The organism is Alcanivorax profundi (assembly GCF_003597125.1).
Classification (GTDB): Bacteria; Pseudomonadota; Gammaproteobacteria; order Pseudomonadales; family Alcanivoracaceae; genus Alcanivorax; species Alcanivorax profundi.
Genome location: NZ_QYYA01000006.1, coordinates 145,845 through 165,168 on the forward strand (window position 1 = coordinate 145,845; position 19,324 = coordinate 165,168).

General features: G+C 51.0%; 14 protein-coding genes. 6 read left to right on the forward strand and 8 right to left on the reverse strand.

Annotated features, from left to right (window positions below):
• Positions 1-10: 10 nt before the first annotated feature.
• From D4A39_RS15775 to D4A39_RS15795, 5 genes are all read left to right on the forward strand, one after another.
• Positions 11-3,091 (forward strand): Ig-like domain-containing domain, encoded by a 3,081-nt coding sequence (locus D4A39_RS15775; RefSeq protein WP_119918526.1) that lies wholly within the window; start codon positions 11-13, stop codon positions 3,089-3,091.
• Between the two features lie 170 nt (positions 3,092-3,261).
• The gene (locus D4A39_RS15780; protein WP_233552500.1) at positions 3,262-4,221 is read left to right on the forward strand and encodes an alpha/beta fold hydrolase; all 960 of its coding nucleotides are present in this window, start codon (positions 3,262-3,264) and stop codon (positions 4,219-4,221) included.
• Entirely contained in the window at positions 4,218-5,744 is a 1,527-nt protein-coding gene (locus D4A39_RS15785; RefSeq protein ID WP_119918527.1) for a flavin-containing monooxygenase, read from the forward strand. Before D4A39_RS15780 ends, D4A39_RS15785 begins: the two co-directional genes overlap by 4 nt.
• Positions 5,741-6,607, forward strand: coding sequence for an SDR family NAD(P)-dependent oxidoreductase (locus D4A39_RS15790; protein WP_007150445.1), 867 nt, complete (start codon positions 5,741-5,743; stop codon positions 6,605-6,607). The genes D4A39_RS15785 and D4A39_RS15790 overlap by 4 nt, the downstream gene beginning before the upstream one ends.
• 41 nt (positions 6,608-6,648) lie before the next feature.
• Positions 6,649-7,533, forward strand: a complete 885-nt coding sequence (locus D4A39_RS15795) for a metal-dependent hydrolase (RefSeq protein ID WP_008930245.1) — start codon at positions 6,649-6,651, stop codon at positions 7,531-7,533.
• Between the two features lie 146 nt (positions 7,534-7,679).
• Here the strand turns inward: D4A39_RS15795 and D4A39_RS15800 are convergent, their stop codons facing one another.
• Genes D4A39_RS15800 through D4A39_RS15830 form a run of 7 tightly spaced genes read right to left on the reverse strand, consistent with a single transcriptional unit; the run spans position 7,680 to position 16,140 of the window.
• Positions 7,680-9,281: a GMC family oxidoreductase gene (locus D4A39_RS15800; protein ID WP_119918528.1), complete on the reverse strand. Its 1,602-nt coding sequence runs from the start codon at positions 9,279-9,281 to the stop codon at positions 7,680-7,682.
• Between the two features lie 2 nt (positions 9,282-9,283).
• Positions 9,284-10,384 (reverse strand): acyl-CoA dehydrogenase family protein, encoded by a 1,101-nt coding sequence (locus D4A39_RS15805; protein WP_119918529.1) that lies wholly within the window; start codon positions 10,382-10,384, stop codon positions 9,284-9,286.
• A gap of 8 nt (positions 10,385-10,392) precedes the next feature.
• Positions 10,393-11,553 carry an acyl-CoA dehydrogenase family protein gene (locus D4A39_RS15810; protein ID WP_035233484.1) on the reverse strand — a complete coding sequence of 387 codons (1,161 nt, stop codon included), beginning with the start codon at positions 11,551-11,553 and terminating at the stop codon, positions 10,393-10,395.
• A gap of 47 nt (positions 11,554-11,600) precedes the next feature.
• Positions 11,601-13,151 carry a long-chain-fatty-acid--CoA ligase gene (locus D4A39_RS15815; RefSeq protein WP_119918530.1) on the reverse strand — a complete coding sequence of 517 codons (1,551 nt, stop codon included), beginning with the start codon at positions 13,149-13,151 and terminating at the stop codon, positions 11,601-11,603.
• Positions 13,152-13,209: 58 nt separating this feature from the next.
• Positions 13,210-14,190, reverse strand: coding sequence for a PaaI family thioesterase (locus D4A39_RS15820; RefSeq protein ID WP_233552501.1), 981 nt, complete (start codon positions 14,188-14,190; stop codon positions 13,210-13,212).
• Entirely contained in the window at positions 14,165-15,166 is a 1,002-nt protein-coding gene (locus D4A39_RS15825) for a BtrH N-terminal domain-containing protein (protein ID WP_007150864.1), read from the reverse strand. Before D4A39_RS15825 ends, D4A39_RS15820 begins: the two co-directional genes overlap by 26 nt.
• The gene (locus D4A39_RS15830) at positions 15,166-16,140 is read right to left on the reverse strand and encodes a metal-dependent hydrolase (RefSeq protein ID WP_233552502.1); all 975 of its coding nucleotides are present in this window, start codon (positions 16,138-16,140) and stop codon (positions 15,166-15,168) included. The genes D4A39_RS15825 and D4A39_RS15830 overlap by 1 nt, the downstream gene beginning before the upstream one ends.
• Before the next feature lie 192 nt (positions 16,141-16,332).
• On the opposite strand from D4A39_RS15830, the gene D4A39_RS15835 reads away from it, so the two are divergent.
• Entirely contained in the window at positions 16,333-18,660 is a 2,328-nt protein-coding gene (locus tag D4A39_RS15835; RefSeq protein WP_007150199.1) for a TRAP transporter large permease subunit, read from the forward strand.
• A gap of 534 nt (positions 18,661-19,194) precedes the next feature.
• Here the strand turns inward: D4A39_RS15835 and D4A39_RS15840 are convergent.
• On the reverse strand, positions 19,195-19,324 hold a 130-nt coding region (locus tag D4A39_RS15840), incomplete at its 5' end, for an IS3 family transposase (protein ID WP_147393865.1).

Here is a 19,324-nt window from a genome sequence, read left to right on the forward strand (position 1 = left end):
GAGAAGAGCAATGAATAATAACCCCATCACAATCCACCAGTTTCTGATTAGTCTGGCGGTCGCCATAGCAGCCCTTCTGACCGGATGCGGTGGCGATCAGGGCGATGTAAGCAATCCCTGGAGCACACCAGAGACACTAATTTTTTCTTACCCTTATCCTGGCCAGACTGAGGTTCCATCTAGCGCGCCAGTAATCCTGCGATTTTCCTCTGCACTTGAGCAAGAGGTTATTGATGACATTGACTCACGCCTACAGCTGGTCAGTGATACTGATGGGAATACCGTCATGGTTGACTATCAGGTGGTAGACAATGGCAGAGGCCTGGCCCTGTATCCTCAATCGCGGCTGGCTCCGGCGGAAGCGTACCATCTGGTTGTCAACGATGATGGCCTTGGAGCCATTGATGATAACTCCGTGGCCCGCGTTCGGTTTCGGACTGCAGGCAGTCAAGCCGGCGCATCGCAAACCATGGGAAGCGGCTCTTTCACCCTGCTTTCAGCCACTCCTCTAGACCAACCGTCATTGCTAGAGCCGATTGATGATGCCAGCCATCCCAACGACATGAGCACCTTCAGGATGTCGTTTAACCAAACGGTTGATCCGACCAGCACAGCATATGGCGAAACCGGATCGGTTCAACTTCGTGACAACCTCGGCAAGTTGGTTCCCGCATCGCTATTTTTGCAGGGTCGTTACCTGACACTGGATCCTGACCAGGATCTGAAACCTGTGGAACACACACTAACGATTGCTGGGCTGCGGGCCCAGACTACCGGTGAACAGTTGCCGGAGTACAATCGGACTTTTGTTCCGGAAGCGACACTTCCCCGTGCTACATCCGTTCTAAAAGTTGGCAGTCTTGGAGCTGAACAACCTGGACTAGTGTCAACTTTAACCGGCAACCCGATCAATCAGGTGCCAGTACAATCCTTTGTGTTGGGAGATGAATCATTTACCGGGTTGAGCGGGGATTTAGCAGCAGATCTGGCTTTTGCGCCCGATTTTCCTGGTGCTGTACCACTGCGAGTACCCGCCGGCTCCATACTGCGCGGCACCCCCGTGGACGTCAATATACTGGGCGAAATACCGTCCGGGCTGGAAACCGGTGAAATCACCATCACGATACTCAGCGACGCTAATGGGTATCTGATCCCGAATCCATTCAGTGATTCCCCATCGGCTCCCCGCTATGCCCTGCTTAATATGGACGCAGCAATGACTGCAGCAGGTCAAGAACCCAATGCGGCTCTCAGCCAGAACCTGCTTAATGTGCAGGTAGCGGGTTTAGCCGTTGTAAAGGATGGTGTACTAGTACTGGATGCGGTCAGTGTGGTTGAACTTGAAGTACTGGGCCTGGAGACGGCATCCGGTCTGCTCTCATTCCGCATGGAGGCCTATCAAAACCAGCGCCAAGCGCCTGCCCCAAGCCAAGACACTCGACCCTTGCAGCTTCAGTCTTGGGCACCGGGAGAAACGTTCCAACCCAATGCAAGGCCTGGTGACCCCGTTATCCTGAACTTCAACAAACCATTAGACCCAGCTTCGGTGTTCCTTGACGGTGCCGTACAGGTTTCTGTTGATGATGTAGTAAAGACGTACCCAATACGTCACGATGGAGCCACGATCATCATCGCAGGAGATATCCTTCAACACGGAAAAGACGTCGAGCTCACCCTCACCAGCCTGCTCCGAGATACGCAGGGAAACCCGCTCAACCAGGACCAGACACTCAACATCCGCCTACCGGACTTCGTGCTTCCCAATGGCAGCACCAATGAGCTACGTGCACCACTTGTCGCTGCTGTTTTTCCCGGTTACCCCTGTGCGTTAACCGATGTCGATCTTACCGGCGAAAGAGAGACTTGGCGCAATGGCCGATGTGTAGGAGGTAAAAATAGCGACCCGCTCTATCCTGTACCGAATATGTTCAAGGATTTTAGTATTCGAGTCATCTTTAGCCGCAGTATCGACGGCGACACGGTTAATGATCAGACTTTTGTTGTTGAACACTTCGATACCAACAATAACGCATGGGACCCCATCAATGGTCGTCTCAAGGTGCTTGCCCAGCGAATAGAGTTTCTCCCGAACAACCCGTGGCAGATTGGCGAGCTTTATCGCTACACCCTGCACTCCGAGCAAAACTCGCCTGTTTGTGGCACCAATGCCATATGTTCAACCGATGGTGCACCGCTACAAACACGTCAAATCTCTCAGTCCAGTTCCTCAGCCCCAGAGCTTAGAGAAGGAGGTCCAGACCTAACCAATCACTTCGTTGTAACAGGGGAAGAAGACCGGATCACCCGTGTGTCGTTACGCTCTCTGCCGGTTGCGGATGTTAACGCTAATCTTAGTATCGATGACAACGAGCAAGGTGCGGTACCCGATGGTAACGGCGGTGCCATTGCCGATGCCAACTACCTACAGCTTAGGCTAAAAAGCAAATCGGGAGTAATAACCCATGCCAACATTGGCTGTGGTATAGGCGACGATTGCCCGGAAAAGAAATTTTCCTTTGTCGGGTCAGGCGCCTTGCAAGCCGGGGTAAGCCAGTATGAGCCGGATGTCACCATCAACCGACGCCTCATCGACAGCGACCCAATGACATCAAATGAAGTCACCGGCGCCGTCATTGCCAAAGTCTTCCCTACCGTTCTCTCAACGACCAGTGTCTTTCTGGAAGCTCGCGCACTGGGATTAATCACAATACCGCTGGACACCGGTCCTCTGGTACTTCGATTGGGATACGAAAACAATCAACCCATTACGGGCTATATCACCGAAACCCCGGATGGCCCCTGGTTCAGTACTACGTTTGATCTCATGGTGGATGCACCAGAGTTAGAACCACGGCTAATTATAGAACTCGGGCATGACATCCGCAGCAAAGTAATTACCGGAGTCACCCTCGAAGGCCCCCTGCGCTTTGTCGATGATGGTCGTCTGATTCTCAAAGTCCGTAACCCCGACCCTCTCATCATACCGGCCAACATTGATCTCTTGGGAATCGGCTTGGCGGGTGTTGAGCTGGAAGTCCCCCCCCTCGGCGTAGATCTGACCTTTACCTTTTTGCCGGTAAAAGATTTTTAATATATTCCCCTTGTGCTAACGCACTTTCATGCCCCCTTTATGGGGGCTTTTTTCTGTCCTCACCGTATGCCACACCGCTGAATGATCATCAATATCGTCAAATAGGACTTTTCTTTGTGTAGAAGAAACGCTAATATTTGGTTGTTTGGCCAAATAAATAAATGCCTATAATGATGCATCCTCACGACAGCCTCGCAAGCCTTGCCTACAGCGATTCAAAGCACTCACCGGAATCTGGCAGGGATATACAGTTCCCGGGAAACGGCGGGTTGGTTCTTAGTGCAACCCAGTTCGGGGACCCGAAGTCACCGCAGGTGCTTTTGCTGCATGGCGGCGGACAGACCCGTCATGCCTGGGCGCACACGGCAACAGCTCTGGCCAGATCAGGGTACTGCGCTACCTGCATTGATGCCCGCGGTCATGGTCAAAGCCAGTGGTGCCCTGAAGGGGATTACAGCGGCACCGCGCTGGTATCAGACCTCCGCGCCATCATCCAATCACTTCCCACATCACCTTATATCGTGGGAGCGTCAATGGGCGGACTGACGGCCATGCTTACCCTTGGGGAGGAGCCCCCCTTGCCCTGTCGAGGTCTGGTACTGGTGGATGTGGCCCCACGGCTTGAGACCAAAGGCGTTCGCCGGGTGATTGAGTTCATGCGCCGCCACCCTGACGGTTTCGACTCTCTGGATCAGGTTCAGGATGCCGTGGCTGCCTATAACCCAACACGAAAAGCACCATCAAGCTCACAGGGCTTGCGAAAAAACCTCCGCCAGGACGCTAATGGCCGTCTCCATTGGCACTGGGATCCTGCGTTTCTTGATCATGCGGTAATCCCTGAAGCAAATGAAGGCATGTTCGGCCGAGCGCGACTCAATCTTGCAGCAAGCAAACTCAAATTACCGATATTACTCATCCGCGGCCATCACAGTGATGTACTCAGCGAAGCAGGAGCCCAGGAATTATTAGCCCTCGTGCCACATGCCAAGTACCGAGTAATCCATCAAGCAGGTCATATGGTAGCGGGTGACCGCAACAGTATTTTTACCGGAGCAGTGCTGGACTTTCTTCAGCACCTTGACCCGCAAGGAAATCACATACGCTCCACCGATCGGAGACTTACACCATGAAACATAAACACCTCGACGTGCTGATCATTGGCGCGGGCCTTTCCGGCGTCGGTGCGGCTTGTCACCTAAGCCGCAAGTGCCCAGATCTACGCTATGGCATCCTTGAGCGACGCAAGCGCGTTGGTGGCACCTGGGATTTATTTCGCTATCCCGGCATCCGTTCGGACTCCGATATGTTCACACTCGGCTATAACTTTCGGCCTTGGACAGACACCAAGATGCTTGCCGATGGCCCCTCTATTCGCAATTACATCGAAGAAACCGCTGAGCATCATCAGGTCCACAAGAAAATTCATTTTGGCCTGAAAGTCACTGCCGAGGACTGGAGCAGCGAATTCAATCGCTGGACGGTTACCGCGTTGAACGAGGAAACCGGTGAAGAAGAAGTTTTCACCGCTGGGTTTGTCCTCAACTGTACCGGTTATTATAACTATGACGCCGGCTACACACCGAAAATTCCTGGAATCAATCGCTTTGGCGGCGACGTAATTCACCCGCAGCACTGGCCAGATAACTACGACTATACGGGTAAGCGAGTTGTCGTGATCGGCAGCGGCGCCACCGCCGTAACACTGGTGCCCGCGATGACCGACCGCGCTGCGCATGTCACCATGTTACAGCGCTCCCCTACTTATGTTGCCTCCGTCCCTGAGCAAGATCTCATCTCGAAAAACCTGCGCCGAGTACTGCCAGAAATGCTTGTTTACCGCATGGCGCGCACACGCAATATCCTGCTGCAGAGAACCGTATTTAACCTATCGATTCGTAAGCCCAAAGCGATCCGCAGATTACTGCTGGCCGCTGCTCGCAAACAACTGGGGCCGGATATCGACATGAAGCATTTTCAACCTCACTACAACCCATGGGAGGAACGAATGTGCGCAGTTCCCAAGGGGGATCTGTTCAAGGTGCTTCGTGAAGGCAAGGCTTCCGTGGTGACGGATCATATAAAAAATGTCACCAAAACCGGTATAAAACTGGAATCTGGGGATTGGATACCTGCCGATATTATCGTCACAGCTACCGGTCTGGATTTGCAAATGTTGGGCGGCGCAGAGCTACGTGTTGATGGTACGCACGTCAATCTCTCAAACACCATGATGTACAAAGGCTTAATGCTGGAAAAAGTGCCTAATATGGCACTGGTCTTTGGCTATACCAACGCGTCCTGGACCCTCAAGGCAGATATTGCCTCCGAATTTGTTTGTCGGCTTCTCAAGCATATGCGCAAGACAGGCGCAGAAAAGGTGACCCCTATCGACGAGGAAGGGTGTGGCTCTGATGTCAACTTTCTCAACCTTCGCTCTGGCTACATTCAACGTGCTGATGACCGCCTGCCACGCCAAGGCAACAAAGATCCTTGGCGAAACCTCAACGATTATCTTCACGACCTGCCGGCGCTTCGTTATGGAAAAATGAATGATGGCCACCTTAAATTCGAAACGACAAACCTACATAAAACGAAACGCAATCTCGTCCAAAAACTTCTGAGCAACACACTCAATATAGAGGCGCAACGATGAAATCATTTTCAGGAAAAGTCGCGGCGATCACTGGCGCCGGGTCGGGCATCGGGCAAGCCACGGCGATTGCTCTAGCAAAAGAAGGCTGCCACTTAGCGATCTCTGATATCAGCGAAGAAAGCCTAGAGAAGACGGTCGAATTACTGGCAGGCTACGCCGTCAACATCAGCACTCATGTTGTTGATGTCAGCAACAAAAATGCGGTTTATCAATACGCGGAAGATACCGTATCAACACACGGAAAAGTAAATCTCATCATGAACAATGCCGGTGTGGGACTGGGTGAGACCGTCGAGAACATGAGCTATGAAAACTTTGAATGGCTGATGAATATCAATTTCTGGGGTGTCGTATACGGTACAAAGGCATTTCTTCCCCATCTCCAGAAAATAGGTGAAGGCCATATCGTCAATATCTCCAGCGTTTTCGGCATTATCGGTGTTCCAACCCAGTCAGCCTACAACGCCGCAAAATTTGCTGTTCGCGGATTTACAGAATCATTACGTGAAGAGCTGGATATCGCGGGCGGCCTTGTCAGCGCGACTTGCGTTCATCCAGGTGGAGTAAAGACCAACATCGCGCGTAATAGTCGCATGGGAGACATGGGCAGCATGAACATGGGCGACAAAGAAGAGATTGCCAGCATGTTCGAAAAAATTGCCATGACCACACCCGAAGCTGCCGCTAGAACCATCCTGAAAGGCGTGCGGAAAAACCGGCGAAGAGTTTTGGTAGGTGGTGACGCGGTCATGCTGGACACCACACAGAGACTGATACCCACAGGCTACCAACGCTTGCTTGAAATTATGTTTAAAAAACAGCAAAGCAGCAAAAATAAAAAAACGCATCAGGGCATGGCCTGACATATTTCTCTTTAACTATCACATTATTGATTGGAGGCGATATGCGCTCGTCTAATACGGTAAAAAGCATTAAGAAACTCAGCGGCGCGCTGGTGGGCATTCCACCGCGTCATATCAATTTTCAATTTCCGGATTCCATTCCAAAGTATTTTTATGCTGGAAATGCCACAGCAACGACTTTCTTTGCCATGCTCTCCGGTTTTTTCCCACCTGGTGAACGCTATTTCATGGAGTCCGTTAGACACTTTCGTGGTCAGGTTAAGGACGAATCTCTACGGGCGGCCATATCGGGCTTCATGGGGCAGGAGGCCATTCACGGACGAGAGCACGACAGGCTGAACCAGATTCTCGCCGAGTACGGCTATGACATGCAGTCGCCAGATCGGTTTGTCAAAATTGGCTTGGCCATACTAGAGAAGTTGCCGCCGAGCACTCGGCTAGCCGCCACCACGTTTATGGAGCACTTTACTGCGCTTCTCGCCGAGCAGCTACTTGAAGACGAGAATTTTGTACGCCAGGCAGACCCTGAAATGATCAAAATATGGCAGTGGCATGCGCTCGAAGAGCTGGAACACAAATCTGTTGCCTACGACGTATATGAGCTTATTGGTAACAGCCGTACAGAGCGCGTGGCTGCAGCCCTCGCCTCGATGGTCGTCTTGCTGCCGATGCTGGGCATCACCTGGAGCTGGATGCTTGTCAAAGACGGCCAGCTCGGCAACATCAGCGATAATGTTAAAGGTCTGAATATTTTGCTAGGTCGTAACGGGTTTGTATCGCAAATCCTTTCGCGCCTTCCTGAGTTCATTCAGCCGGATTTCCACCCTGATCAACATGACACCAAAGGGCTGGAAAAACTGTGGCGTGAGAAGTTGTTCGCTGAAGGTGGCCAACTGCATGAGCTGTATAGCAATCCGGCGGCATAATAATGCTCAAGGGGGTTTAGGGAACCTCTGAATAGTTGACGACTCTGTCACCACCGTTTGCTAAAAGACACACAAAAAAATGCCGGAATTGCTTCCATGCAACTCCGGCATTACACCTTTTATAATAGCTTTTCTCTAGCCGATCTTTATTGCGCATCCTCTAGAATAAATTGTGCCGCTCGCTCGCCAATCATCATACATGGCGCGTTCGTATTACCACTGATCAACAGTGGCATGATCGAGGCATCGGCGACACGCAACCCCTTCACACCGTTTACCCGCAGACGGACATCCACCACCGCTTTTTCATCACTACCCATTCGGCAAGTGCCGACGGGATGGTAGATTGTTTCAGCGCGCTGGCGAATATCCGCGTCAATCTGGTCATCACTCTCCACGCTGGAAGCCGGTTCGTCATCACCGCCAAAAGCAGAGCTGAAAGAATGACTGTGAAACACTTTTCTGGCTAGTTTCACGCCTTCACGGAGCACAAGAATATCGTCAGGATGAGAAAGATAGTTTGGGTCTATCAAAGGCGCAGCAAATGGATCGCTATTGGCCAATCGAATCTGTCCTCGACTCTTAGGCCTGAGTTGGCACACATGAATCGTACAACCAAACCCAGGCGTCAACTGACGTCCATGATCTCGAAGATAAGCCGGTAAAAAGTGTAGCTGAGCATCCGGACGATCCGGCTCGCTGAGCAGGCTGACAAAAGCCCCTGCTTCCGCCGCGTTACTGGCAAGAAAGCCGCGCCGATGACGAAAATACTGGTAGAAGGCACTAATCAGCCGAGGTATAAAAAATGGTGACATGCCGATTGATTGACGGCTTTTGTCCTTGATCATGACGGTCATATCAAGGTGATCTTGAAGGTTCTCCCCAACTTCCGGCGAGTCTTGCAAACAGGTGATGCCGATTTTCGATAGGTGCTCTCGCTCTCCAATACCCGACAACATCAGCAACTGAGGGGTATTGATCGCCCCACCGGACAGGATGACTTCTTTGTTCGTACCAATGACCGATTGAGCACCATCACTATCACAAATTTCGACGCCAATCGCCCTGCCGCAATCCAGTAACACCTTGGTTACCTGCACATCCGTCATGATGTGCAAGTTATCGCGGCCACGTGCAGGATCCAGGAAAGCGCGCGCGGCACTCCATCGCTGGCCATTTTTTTGTGTTACCTGGAAACGTCCAAAGCCTTTTTGCTCTGGTCCATTAAAGTCATCGTTACGAGAATAACCCAGCTCCTCTCCAGCCTGAACAAACAACCGGGTCAAGGGATTGATATCTCTTACTCGGGTCACATTCAGTGGCCCACCCACTCCATGCCAGTTATTTGCTGGGTATTGTTCATTATTTTCATGTGCAGTGAAGACAGGCTGCACGTCCTTCCACGCCCAACCTGTTGCCCCTTGCGCGCCCCAGTCATCATAGTCTTGCTGTTGGCCACGAATGTAGACCATGGCATTGATTGAACTACTTCCCCCCAGTGTTTTACCCCGTGGCCAGTAGAGGCTTCTGTTATTTAAATGCGTCTGCGGCACGGTGTCGTATCCCCAGTTCCGCTTTCCTTGTTTGATCAAGCCAATAAGACCAAACGGAACATTAATAAAGCCGCTATTGTCATGAGGGCCTGCCTCAATAAGGCAAACGGAATATCGCCCGCATTCGCTTAGTCGATTGGCAAGGACACAGCCTGAGGAACCAGCCCCCACAACGATGAAATCAAATGACTCCATTTTCACTCTCCCCCTGCCTGACAAAATCGAGTTATGTGATGCTCTCGATTACCGTTACTCAATGAAGCATGCGTAATCAGGCGGAAATAGTGTCCGATGTTCAGCTCTTCTGTAACGCCAACGCCACCATGTATCTGGATACCTTGCTGGGCTATACCAACAGCCTGGCTCGCGTAGTAAGCCTTTGCCGCTGACGTAGCGCGAATGCGCTCAGAATTACATTCGCTTTCCCCTTTCACCGACACCATCAAGAGCATCGATTCTAGCTGCTGGAGATCAATAAACGCATCAACAAGGTAGTGCTGGATTACCTGAAAACTGCCAATCGTTGTACCAAACTGTTTACGCGTTCGAGCGTATTCCAGAGTGGCCTGATACAGCTCTCGGCAGGCGCCGTACATACGTGCGCAGTCCAATGCGCACAGATAATCGAACCAGGCAGAAACCGCTTGCTTTGCCGCATCACCACGACACAAAACCATTTCGTCTGTGATGAGCACATCATCAAGCGTCAAACTGGCAGCACGGCTTCCATCGAGCAGTCGATATCTTTCAACGTCACAGGCGTCGAAAGGTAGCGCGACAATGACCAACTCATCACCAGACATAGCGGAGACGAGAACGGTGTCTGCAACGCCACCATCAGACACAACGTGCTTCTGCCCGGAAAGTCGTTCTCCGTTTAGCCTCAAGGAAGGGTTCAGCACGTGATAACCGGCATGCCGGTCATAAAGACCGCAAGCCACACGTGCCTCACCAGCAATAATGCGATCAAGCAACGACAAGGATGTTGGCGTATTGGCGAACTCCAATAACTTGCCGGGGGAAACAATTAAATCGACAAAAGGGTCAAGACAAAGCGCGGCTCCTAACTCCTGAACAATGGCGCACACGTCAAGCAATGAGCCGCCATACCCTCCAACAGATTCAGCAAACGGAAGGCCAAACCAACCCAAATCATTCATGGCCTGCCAGCGATTCGCTTCAAGGTGATTACTCTCATTCAACTGTGCAATGTAGGTGTCAAATGAATAGTTGTCTTTAAGATAACGGCGCGCGGTATCCGCAATCATGGTGGTATTTTCGGGTAACTTGAAATCCATTTTTCACCTCACAATCCGAGCAACATCTTCGCCAACACGTTTTTCTGGATCTCGTTAGATCCACCATAGATGGTGCACGCACGCAGGAAGTTATAGCGGCGACTGGCCTGATTAAAAATTTGCTCCCCAATGGGCTCCTCGTTATCCCATGGCAAAGACATCAAACCTCCGATTTCCACCATCGCTTGGGAAACCCTTTGCTGTAGTTCCGTGCCTTTGATTTTCAGTCCTGACGATTCTGGGCCGAACGGCTTGCCTTCATCTGTGGCAGCAACGGTGCGAAAGTTGGTGTATTCCAGTGCCATAAGATCGACTTCCAAGCCAGCCAACCGACGCACCGCCAACTGCTTATCTGTTTCCGTTGGTAGCGCATCGATAGCACTTTTAAGGCGATTGATTTCGTAGTGAATATCCGCCACACCGGCAATGGTGGTGCGTTCGTGGGTAAGAAGAAACTTGGCAATGGTCCACCCCATTCCTTCTTGACCCACCAAATTTTCCACAGGCACTTTCACGTCGGTAAAATAGACTTCGTTAAGGTGATGATGCCCATCAATTGAATAAATCGGCCGTACTTCAAGCCCGGGGGTTTTCATATCGATCAGCAGGAATGAAATACCCTGCTGCTGTTTCACGGTGCTATCCGTTCGCACCAAGCAAAACATCATGTCCGCCCAATGGGCCTGTGTCGTCCAGATTTTTTGACCATTAACCAAATAATGGTCGCCATTACGCGTGGCTCGCGTTTTTAAGGAGGCCAGATCTGAGCCCGCATTGGGTTCAGAATAACCCTGGCACCATAGCGTTTCGCCACGCTGAATGCCGGGCAACCACCGTTCCTTCTGTGCTTCAGAACCGAAGGTATATAGCACCGGCCCAACCATAGCCACACCAAAAGGGCTTGTTGGCGGTGCCCCTGCCGAGGCGCGCTCCTGATCGAAAATATACCGCTGGGTTGCGCTCCACCCTGGGCCACCAAATTGTTCTGGCCAAGTAGACGTAAGCCAACCTTGACTACCCAGCAAACGCTCCCAACGTTGCTGCATATTCTTATCTAACATCGCTCCTCGGGCAGTACAGCGCCGAATATCATCAGGCACATTTTCCTTCATCCACTGCCGGATACTCTTACGAAATTCTTTTTCTTCATTACTGAAATCCAGATTCATGGAAGCCTCCAAGCCAATAAATTTCGCAATACAAGGTCATCGATTACTCAATTAACCTGTTTATCGTTGCTTTCCCAAAAGGGGGCTCGCAGTTCGTTTTTCAGCACCTTGCCTGCCCCACTCACCGGCAACGACTCGGCCTTAAACTCAACGCTACGAGGCACTTTGTAACCTGCAATTCTTTCACGGCAATGCTCGATAATCTCTGCCTCATTAGCGCGCTCTCCCTCCCGCAGCACCACGATTGCATGCACAGCTTCACCCCAGCGCTCATCAGGAATACCGATTACCGCGCACTCCTGTACCGCAGGATGGCCATAAATGGCACCCTCAACTTCAACAGAGAAAATATTTTCTCCACCGCTAATTACCATGTCTTTGGCTCGATCAACGATGAAGACAAAGCCATCCTCGTCCATGTAGCCAAGGTCGCCAGTATGTAGCCAACCATTGCGCAAGGTATCAGCGGTTGTTGATTCCATTCCCCAGTAACCCAACATGACGTTTGGTCCCCGCGCACATATTTCGCCAACCGTACCTTGAGATACCACCTGATCATTTTCATCAAGCACCAACACCTCCACACCCAGTGCTGCGCGACCGGCACTACGTAATTTTTCTCCGCCGGGAATGTGATGTTCGGGCCCGAGTGAGGTAATGATTGGGGAGGCTTCGGTCTGGCCATAGCCCTGAGCAAATGACACCGTCGGCATTTGTTCCATAGCACTAATCAATACCGCCTCTGGCATTGGCGAGGCGCCATACAGCATGCGTTTTATGCTGCTGACATCGTAATTGGCGATGCGACCAGATGAGGCTAGAAGATTGACCATGGTCGGCACCAGCAGGGTGTTCGTGACTTTCTCCTGCTCAATGAAAGCCAGCACTTCATCAACATCAAAGCGAGGAACAATGCCATGAGTTCCCGCAGCCAGTGTCACGGCGAACGTGCTGGCCATATCAGCCAAGTGGAACATGGGCCCGGCATGCATATATATGGTGTCACTGTCATAGCCCATCTCGGCAACCACGTTCAGGGCATTGAATACCAGGTTGTCATGACTCAGCATCACGCCTTTTGACCGCCCAGTGGTACCACCGGTATAAAACAGCCCCGCCAGATCGTCACCGCCAGCATCGGCGTCACGGATTCGATCGGCGTTGGCGACAAGGGACTCATAATCAATACACCCTTGTGGACACTCACCCTCGCCCATGAAGACAACATGCTTGATAGACTCAAGCTGTGGCTGCAGGGATGGCAGCAATGCTGCAAAGGTGTCATCAACGAAAAGGACTTTAGATCCTGAGTCATTCAAGGTATAGGCGATTTCAGGTGGTGCGAGCCGAATATTGACGGGATTCACTGCCGCACCGGCCCACGGCACTGCATAGAAATACTCCAGGTAGCGATCGCTGTTTAACGCCAGTATGGCAACCCTGTCACCCGCATTGACGCCCAGACTTAGCAACCCGTTAGCAAGGCATGCGATACGGTCTTCAAACTCTCGCCAGGTTTGCCGCCGACCAGCAAAAACGGTAGCCGTACCTTGGCCGTTTAATTGAACCGCACGGCGCAAAGTCTGTGAAATATACATAACAGAACTCCTCTATTGAGGCAGAAAAGGAAGGGGGGAGGGTTGTTTATAGATTGGATTAGCTGGAAGCGAGGACTCTCTTATAAATGAAGCGACCTCGGGAAACCTGGGCGCCATCAAGAAACACATCCACAACAACCACAATGAAGCGCTTTCCTTCACGAATAATGTTCGGCTTGGCCACCAACGTACCCGCAAAGGCCGGGCGTAAATAATCCAGAGTCATACTTGAACATACTGGCTTATTTTGTTCAGTCTGATTCGCTGTTAAGTGCGCGCCAGCAACAAGCTCCGCGAAGCTTGCGATAATACCGCCATGAAAAGTCTTGATCAGAGGGTTGCCAATGTGCTGCTCGCGAAACGGCATTTTATAGGTTGCTTCGCCGTTATCGTCCGAAGCCGTCACACCAAGAAATTTTTCGTATGGTGATACATCGCCGACCACAGTAGAGAGAGCGGTTACCCTTTCTGTTTCGAAGCTGATGATTCCTTCATCATCGATTGTTTTTTTCTTGGAGGGGGCTCTCTTATTGCTAGGATTCACAGATTGATCAAAGGACGGGCCTGCCGTTCCTATCGCAAAACTGCCTGATACCGACGCCAGCAAATTGCCGCCATCACGCCCAAATGCCTCTCCACGGACATAGGCAATATTTTCTTCAACTGCAAAACAGGTGACATTACATGCCACCCCTTCGCCAGCCTCGGGTTTAGCGATGAAATCAACGCGCAAGTCAATTGTCGCAATTGGGCGCATGTCGCCGAGGCGCACAAAAATCGCCAAACCACATGCCGTATCAAGCAAGGTAGCGATGGCTCCCCGATGAAGCTTTCCCTGTTGATCACAAACCTCTTCCACACAAGGCATGCTCATTACCGCGCCATCTTTGGTAATGTCATCCATTGCGATACCAAAAACCCTGAACAACGGATGCCCTGAACCAAAAAAAGCCTTTGCGGCAAGCAGTTCTCTCGGGAGTGATGTCTCAGCTGTCATAGTTAGCAACTTTTTATCAGAATGTTGAAGCGGCATCCGCATACCGGGTCTCTGCAACACGCACAGATTCAATGGCGTCCGTTATTGCCTCTTCAGGGAATGTTTCACTTTCGGACCCCTTTCGCAGACAATCAGCCAGAGCGGACCATGCCGCAGCACTCGTGCGCATCAACTCGACCAAGCCTGCCTCATGTATTTCAGGAACAATTTCACTCGCTTCATCGAGAAATTCTGAATACATCGCTCTAAAGCCGCTGCCCCCCGTTCCACGCTTCTCGATCACTTGATAGGCGAAACGGAGCAACCATTGCCATTTATCCACTGCCTTCCAGCGAGGAAGTTCCTGGATCCAAGTTGTTAGCGCTTGAATACCGTGATTCCTGCTTCCTTGCAGGAGATTATCTGCATTCTTCACAATCGCACTGCGCACGTTCTCGGCAGACACCTGAACCGAAACACTTTCGGGTGCGAACAATGAACCATGATGGATAAAGGGTGGCGACAAGGAGAATCTGGCTTCAACCAACTTGTCACGAGGCACCTCTAAAAGCCCTGGGCGCTCGGTATCGCTAACGAGCATCGTCTCGCCCTTCTCGGCTCGCTGCCAGGCGACGATGGCGTGACCGGGGAAATGTGTACTGCTCTTGAAATAAGGAAGGTAAAAAATATCAGTTAAGAGAAGCGCAGGCCGCCCCGCATCAAGATGGGCATCCAGCGCATCGGCGGCAGCACATTTATCTTGCCAAGTTTCCCAGCGAAACGGCACGCCCAGTGTAGAGAACACCGTTTCCTCAAATCCCATTGAACGGACATGGACAATAAACGGGGTGTCCGTGCCTGGTATTTCCACATAAGTAATACCAAGCCCGGCACCGAGACCGAAGCAGAAAGCTTCAGTTAAATTAAGCCCATGAAACTCCAGAAGATCCCTGATAGCTGAACTTCCACAGTGGCGTCCGGGCCTATGAGTGTGCCGAAAATCAAAGGCACCGGGGTTACCCTGATCGTTGGTCTGCATCAGGCTGCCTCTCTCACAGGATCCGGACCATAAATGGTCTCCGATGCCTGCATTGGATCACCATGAGCCTCATACTCTGCCAACCAGGCGGCAACCTTCTCAGGCATACCGGTGTCCCAAGGGTGAAACCCGGGACGAAACCAGGCAAGAAAATCAGGCAACATTCCTGTGAGAATACCTTTTCGCCCATAAAGTTTGTTCAAACCCTTCAGAATCACACCGGGCTGGCGCGTGACACCATCAAGCTTGAGCATATTCCAAAATACTGGAGCCACGACAAGGTGAATCATCAGTGTCGCAACCACCAGCGCCGAGGCACGAGTCAGGTAGCCCCCCCCAGCCGCTCCCTGATAAAGATCATAGGCCACAGCCTTGTGCTCTACTTCTTCAACCCCGTGCCAAAGAAATAGAGCCCTCATTACCGGGTCGGCCTCGCGGAACATGTCGCTTTTCTCGCTGACCATTGTTTCGCCCAAGGTTGCCGTAAAGTGCTCAAACGCCGCAGTCATGGCGAGCTGATACTTCTTCGGCAAGTACTTTTGTGTGGTGCGAATAAACGTCCTTAAATTCGTAGTGACCTTATCTACATCCACGCCCTGGCTGGCCATCACATCGTTGAAACGATCATGGACAATGCCGTGCTGACCTTCCTGGCGAATAAAGTGACGAATGTCCTCGATCAGCTGATCATCTGTCACCTGATCCTTGAAGTTACGCACTGACTGGATAAAGAAGCGCTCTCCCTCCGGGAAATGTACCGAGAGGGCGTCAAAAAAGCGGGTCAGCACGGGATCACCGCCATTCCAGTGCCGCGGCACTGATGAGACATCAAAAGCAACTTTACGTGGCTGGATTGGCAAAGAAGTCATAATTCCTCCAATGAAACAGGTTGTCTTTAGGTTGACATCCTTCGATGTTATTTGGTCAACTAACCAAATGTCAACCAGAACAAACCTACAAAGCGGCAAAACCACGTAAGTTTCATGCTTATAACTTTCGAAGTAGTGATTCGACCATGAAAGATGCGCTAAATATCAGCGCTATGGGCCGATCAAAAGCCAAGAAGTGAGAATCACCACATTTTACGAAATATTCAGAATTCCCTTAAACATTCGGTTCGACCCTGTCGTTTGTAACCGATAAATTTATAGAGCAAGGAAGTACCGATGAATATTGCCAGTTTGAGCATGGCACAGCGATCTGCGGGAGAATGGCTTTCCTCCTTGCCAACCATAATCCTGCTATTGCTCACTATTTTTCTAGCCTCTGGCGAAGTGATTCATTCCCAGTTACTCAAGATTGGTGAGAGCACATGGGAAGGTTACTTCAAGCTGCGAACAGCGGGACTTGTCGGCGCCCCCACCTGTAATTCAGATCCTAACATTGAACAGGAGATCCAGAAGGCCATCACCGAGAAGAAAGCACGAATGGCGGCCGATCCATTAGCCGGAATTTTGGGATCAGAGGTGAACGAAGGAGCGATACGTCAATCGCTGGAGTCATCCCGCTCCATTTGTCGCAATAAATGGAGCGACTACAGGATGGTTCAAGAGAACGCCACTCCTGGAGTGATTGCCTTCCGCAACCTGGAAACAGGGGTGGCCCATCTGGTCACCACCCTTGGGGGTTACAAGCGCCTTTTACTCTGCCTACTTATCATAATCTGTGCAGCAACAGCTACATTCTCCCGACACCACATCGCACTTCGGCCTGCTCAAACGCGCAAGGATCATTTGGTCTCAACTGTTGGTCAGCTAAGTGCAAACCTGATGCTATTGGCGTCAGCATGGGTTTATCGCAGTGCAGAATTATCCGCAGTGGCAGATGGAGTCAACGTTGATCACTTCTATCTTCATCAGTTCTGGATTGCAGGATTTAGTATTCTCAGCCTGGCAGCGTTCTACCAGTTGCTCCGTCCGCCGAAAGATCTAAGCGATGGCGGCTCTTGGGGGAAATCGCTGCTGACCATTCCGCTGTACAGCATCATGTGTATTTCCGCAGGTATCCAGTTCGCCCAACAAGGTTACTATCACGGAATAAGTGTATACCTAGGTATGCTCATGGAGCTTTCCACACTGTTTTTGAGCCTCGCGCTGTATATCTGGATAGGCATGATGTTACGTCAAACCAAACTCGCCCACCTGGTATTTGATGTACTGCGACCCTGGAAAATGTCTCCAGAGCTCATGTGTTTTGTCGTGCTAGCAATTACCGCAATCCCGACAGCGTTCACCGGCGCTTCAGGTATTTTTGTAATCGCAGCTGGCGCCACCGTTTACCATGAGCTGATTCGCGCCGGAGCCCGCAAGCAGTTAGCTCTGGCAGCCACTGCTATGTCTGGCTCTCTCGGCGTCGTTCTTCGACCTTGTCTTCTGGTAGTGATTATTGCCGCATTGAATAACGCAGTGACGACAGATGAGATGTTTTCCTCAGGCTTGAAGGTTTTCTCTTTGTCTTTGTTCTTGTTCTTCGTTTACAGCCAGTTTGTACGCACATCACCCGCCCGTATTGCACCCTTATCTGAAGCAGTACCCGCCAGTCTTAAACGCCTGGTCCCACTGCTTCCCTATATAATCATCATGGGCACGGTGGTAGTATTTTTCCGAGATATTCTGGGTGCGGAGTTAAACGAAATCTACGCCCCCATCATTTTGCCTGTAATGATGCTGTCGATTCTGTGTTACGAGAAACTTAGCGTAAAATCTCTACACGTCTTCTCGTTGACGCTAGTCCCCCTCATTCTCTACTCCTCTTACAATATGGCTGGTATGCAGGAGGCCCTGAATAGCGGCAACATTCCTACTGGCACTTCAAAAAATGAACTTAACAGCCTGTTCTGGGAGCTTTTCTGGCGCAATATGTTACTTAGTGTCAGCCTGATTCTGCAGCATCTAGTAAAAAAACCCTCGGCAAAACCTCACCACCAGCCTGAACCAGGCACAGGAGAGAAGCTAGAGTCTTCACTGCGTTTTGCCACCAATGAAACCACCGGACATATCGGTGCCTTGTTGATTTTGATGGGCATGTCGGTAAGCCTTGGTGGCATCGTAGAACGTTCTGGGATGATGGAAAACTTACCTGAAACTTTTGCCAATATCTGGGTTGCAATGACTATATTGGTGATCACTATGGTAATCATTGGCATGACCATGGATCCGATGGGCGCGGTGTTACTGGTGAACGCCACGATAGCTCCTGTGGCGTTCGCCAATGGAATTGAGCCCCTGCACTTCTGGATGATCACTCTAGCGGCCTTCGAACTGGGCTACTTGTCACCACCGGTGGCACTTAACCACTTATTAACAAGACAGGTGGTCGGCGACGAGGAAGTGGAATCCGCCAAAGTTCACGGAGGCAGCTTTTACCGTCGCCACGAGAAGTATCTTCTGCCTATTGCCGTGATGCTGACCGCTCTATTGATGGTATCCTACCTGCCACTGATGTCAGATACGCTCCACGGCTATATGTTCCAGAAAATATCGCACGGTGGTTAATCGCGAGTCAATTTTAAAAGTTGGCTTTCAATAACTGATTCCATCGCTCAGCGAAAATTAAAATGTAAACTGATTGCATTTACAATAAGACGAAAAATTTTGGTCAGGAATAATCAAACTTTATCTGAACTCCTGACCAAATCCGCCCCCCCCATCAACAGATGATGACCAGGGCAAACTCGACCGGCAACGTGCCGGGTTTGAGGCCCCAGCCACACCGCCGTGATACGCCCCTACTCCTATTTTGTATATCACACTCTGTCGTGACTGGATGCCTACGAAATCTGCCGCTTTTGCATTAGAAAAGACGATGGAGAGGGCGATGCCATTACCTATTTCTGAGGTGGCAGGCTCAATGACGCACATTCACTGATCGGCGCGGGAAAATGTGGTGTCGCTCTGTACCATGCATCACCCAGATAGCAACGCCAGCATGACTGAAAACGATTCGCCGCCGCGCCGACTGATAGAACTCATGCTGGATAGTCGCGTGAAGCCCCCATCGGCCCTGCTGATTGAATCGCCACCAGTTCTCTAGACACTTATCAGCCGTTCTTGGTGACGCTTTTCATACTCTACCGGTGACAGCTTTTCATTAGAACCATGGCGTCGCCGGTTGTTATAGAACATCTCGATATAATCAAAAATATCTGCCCGGGCGGCA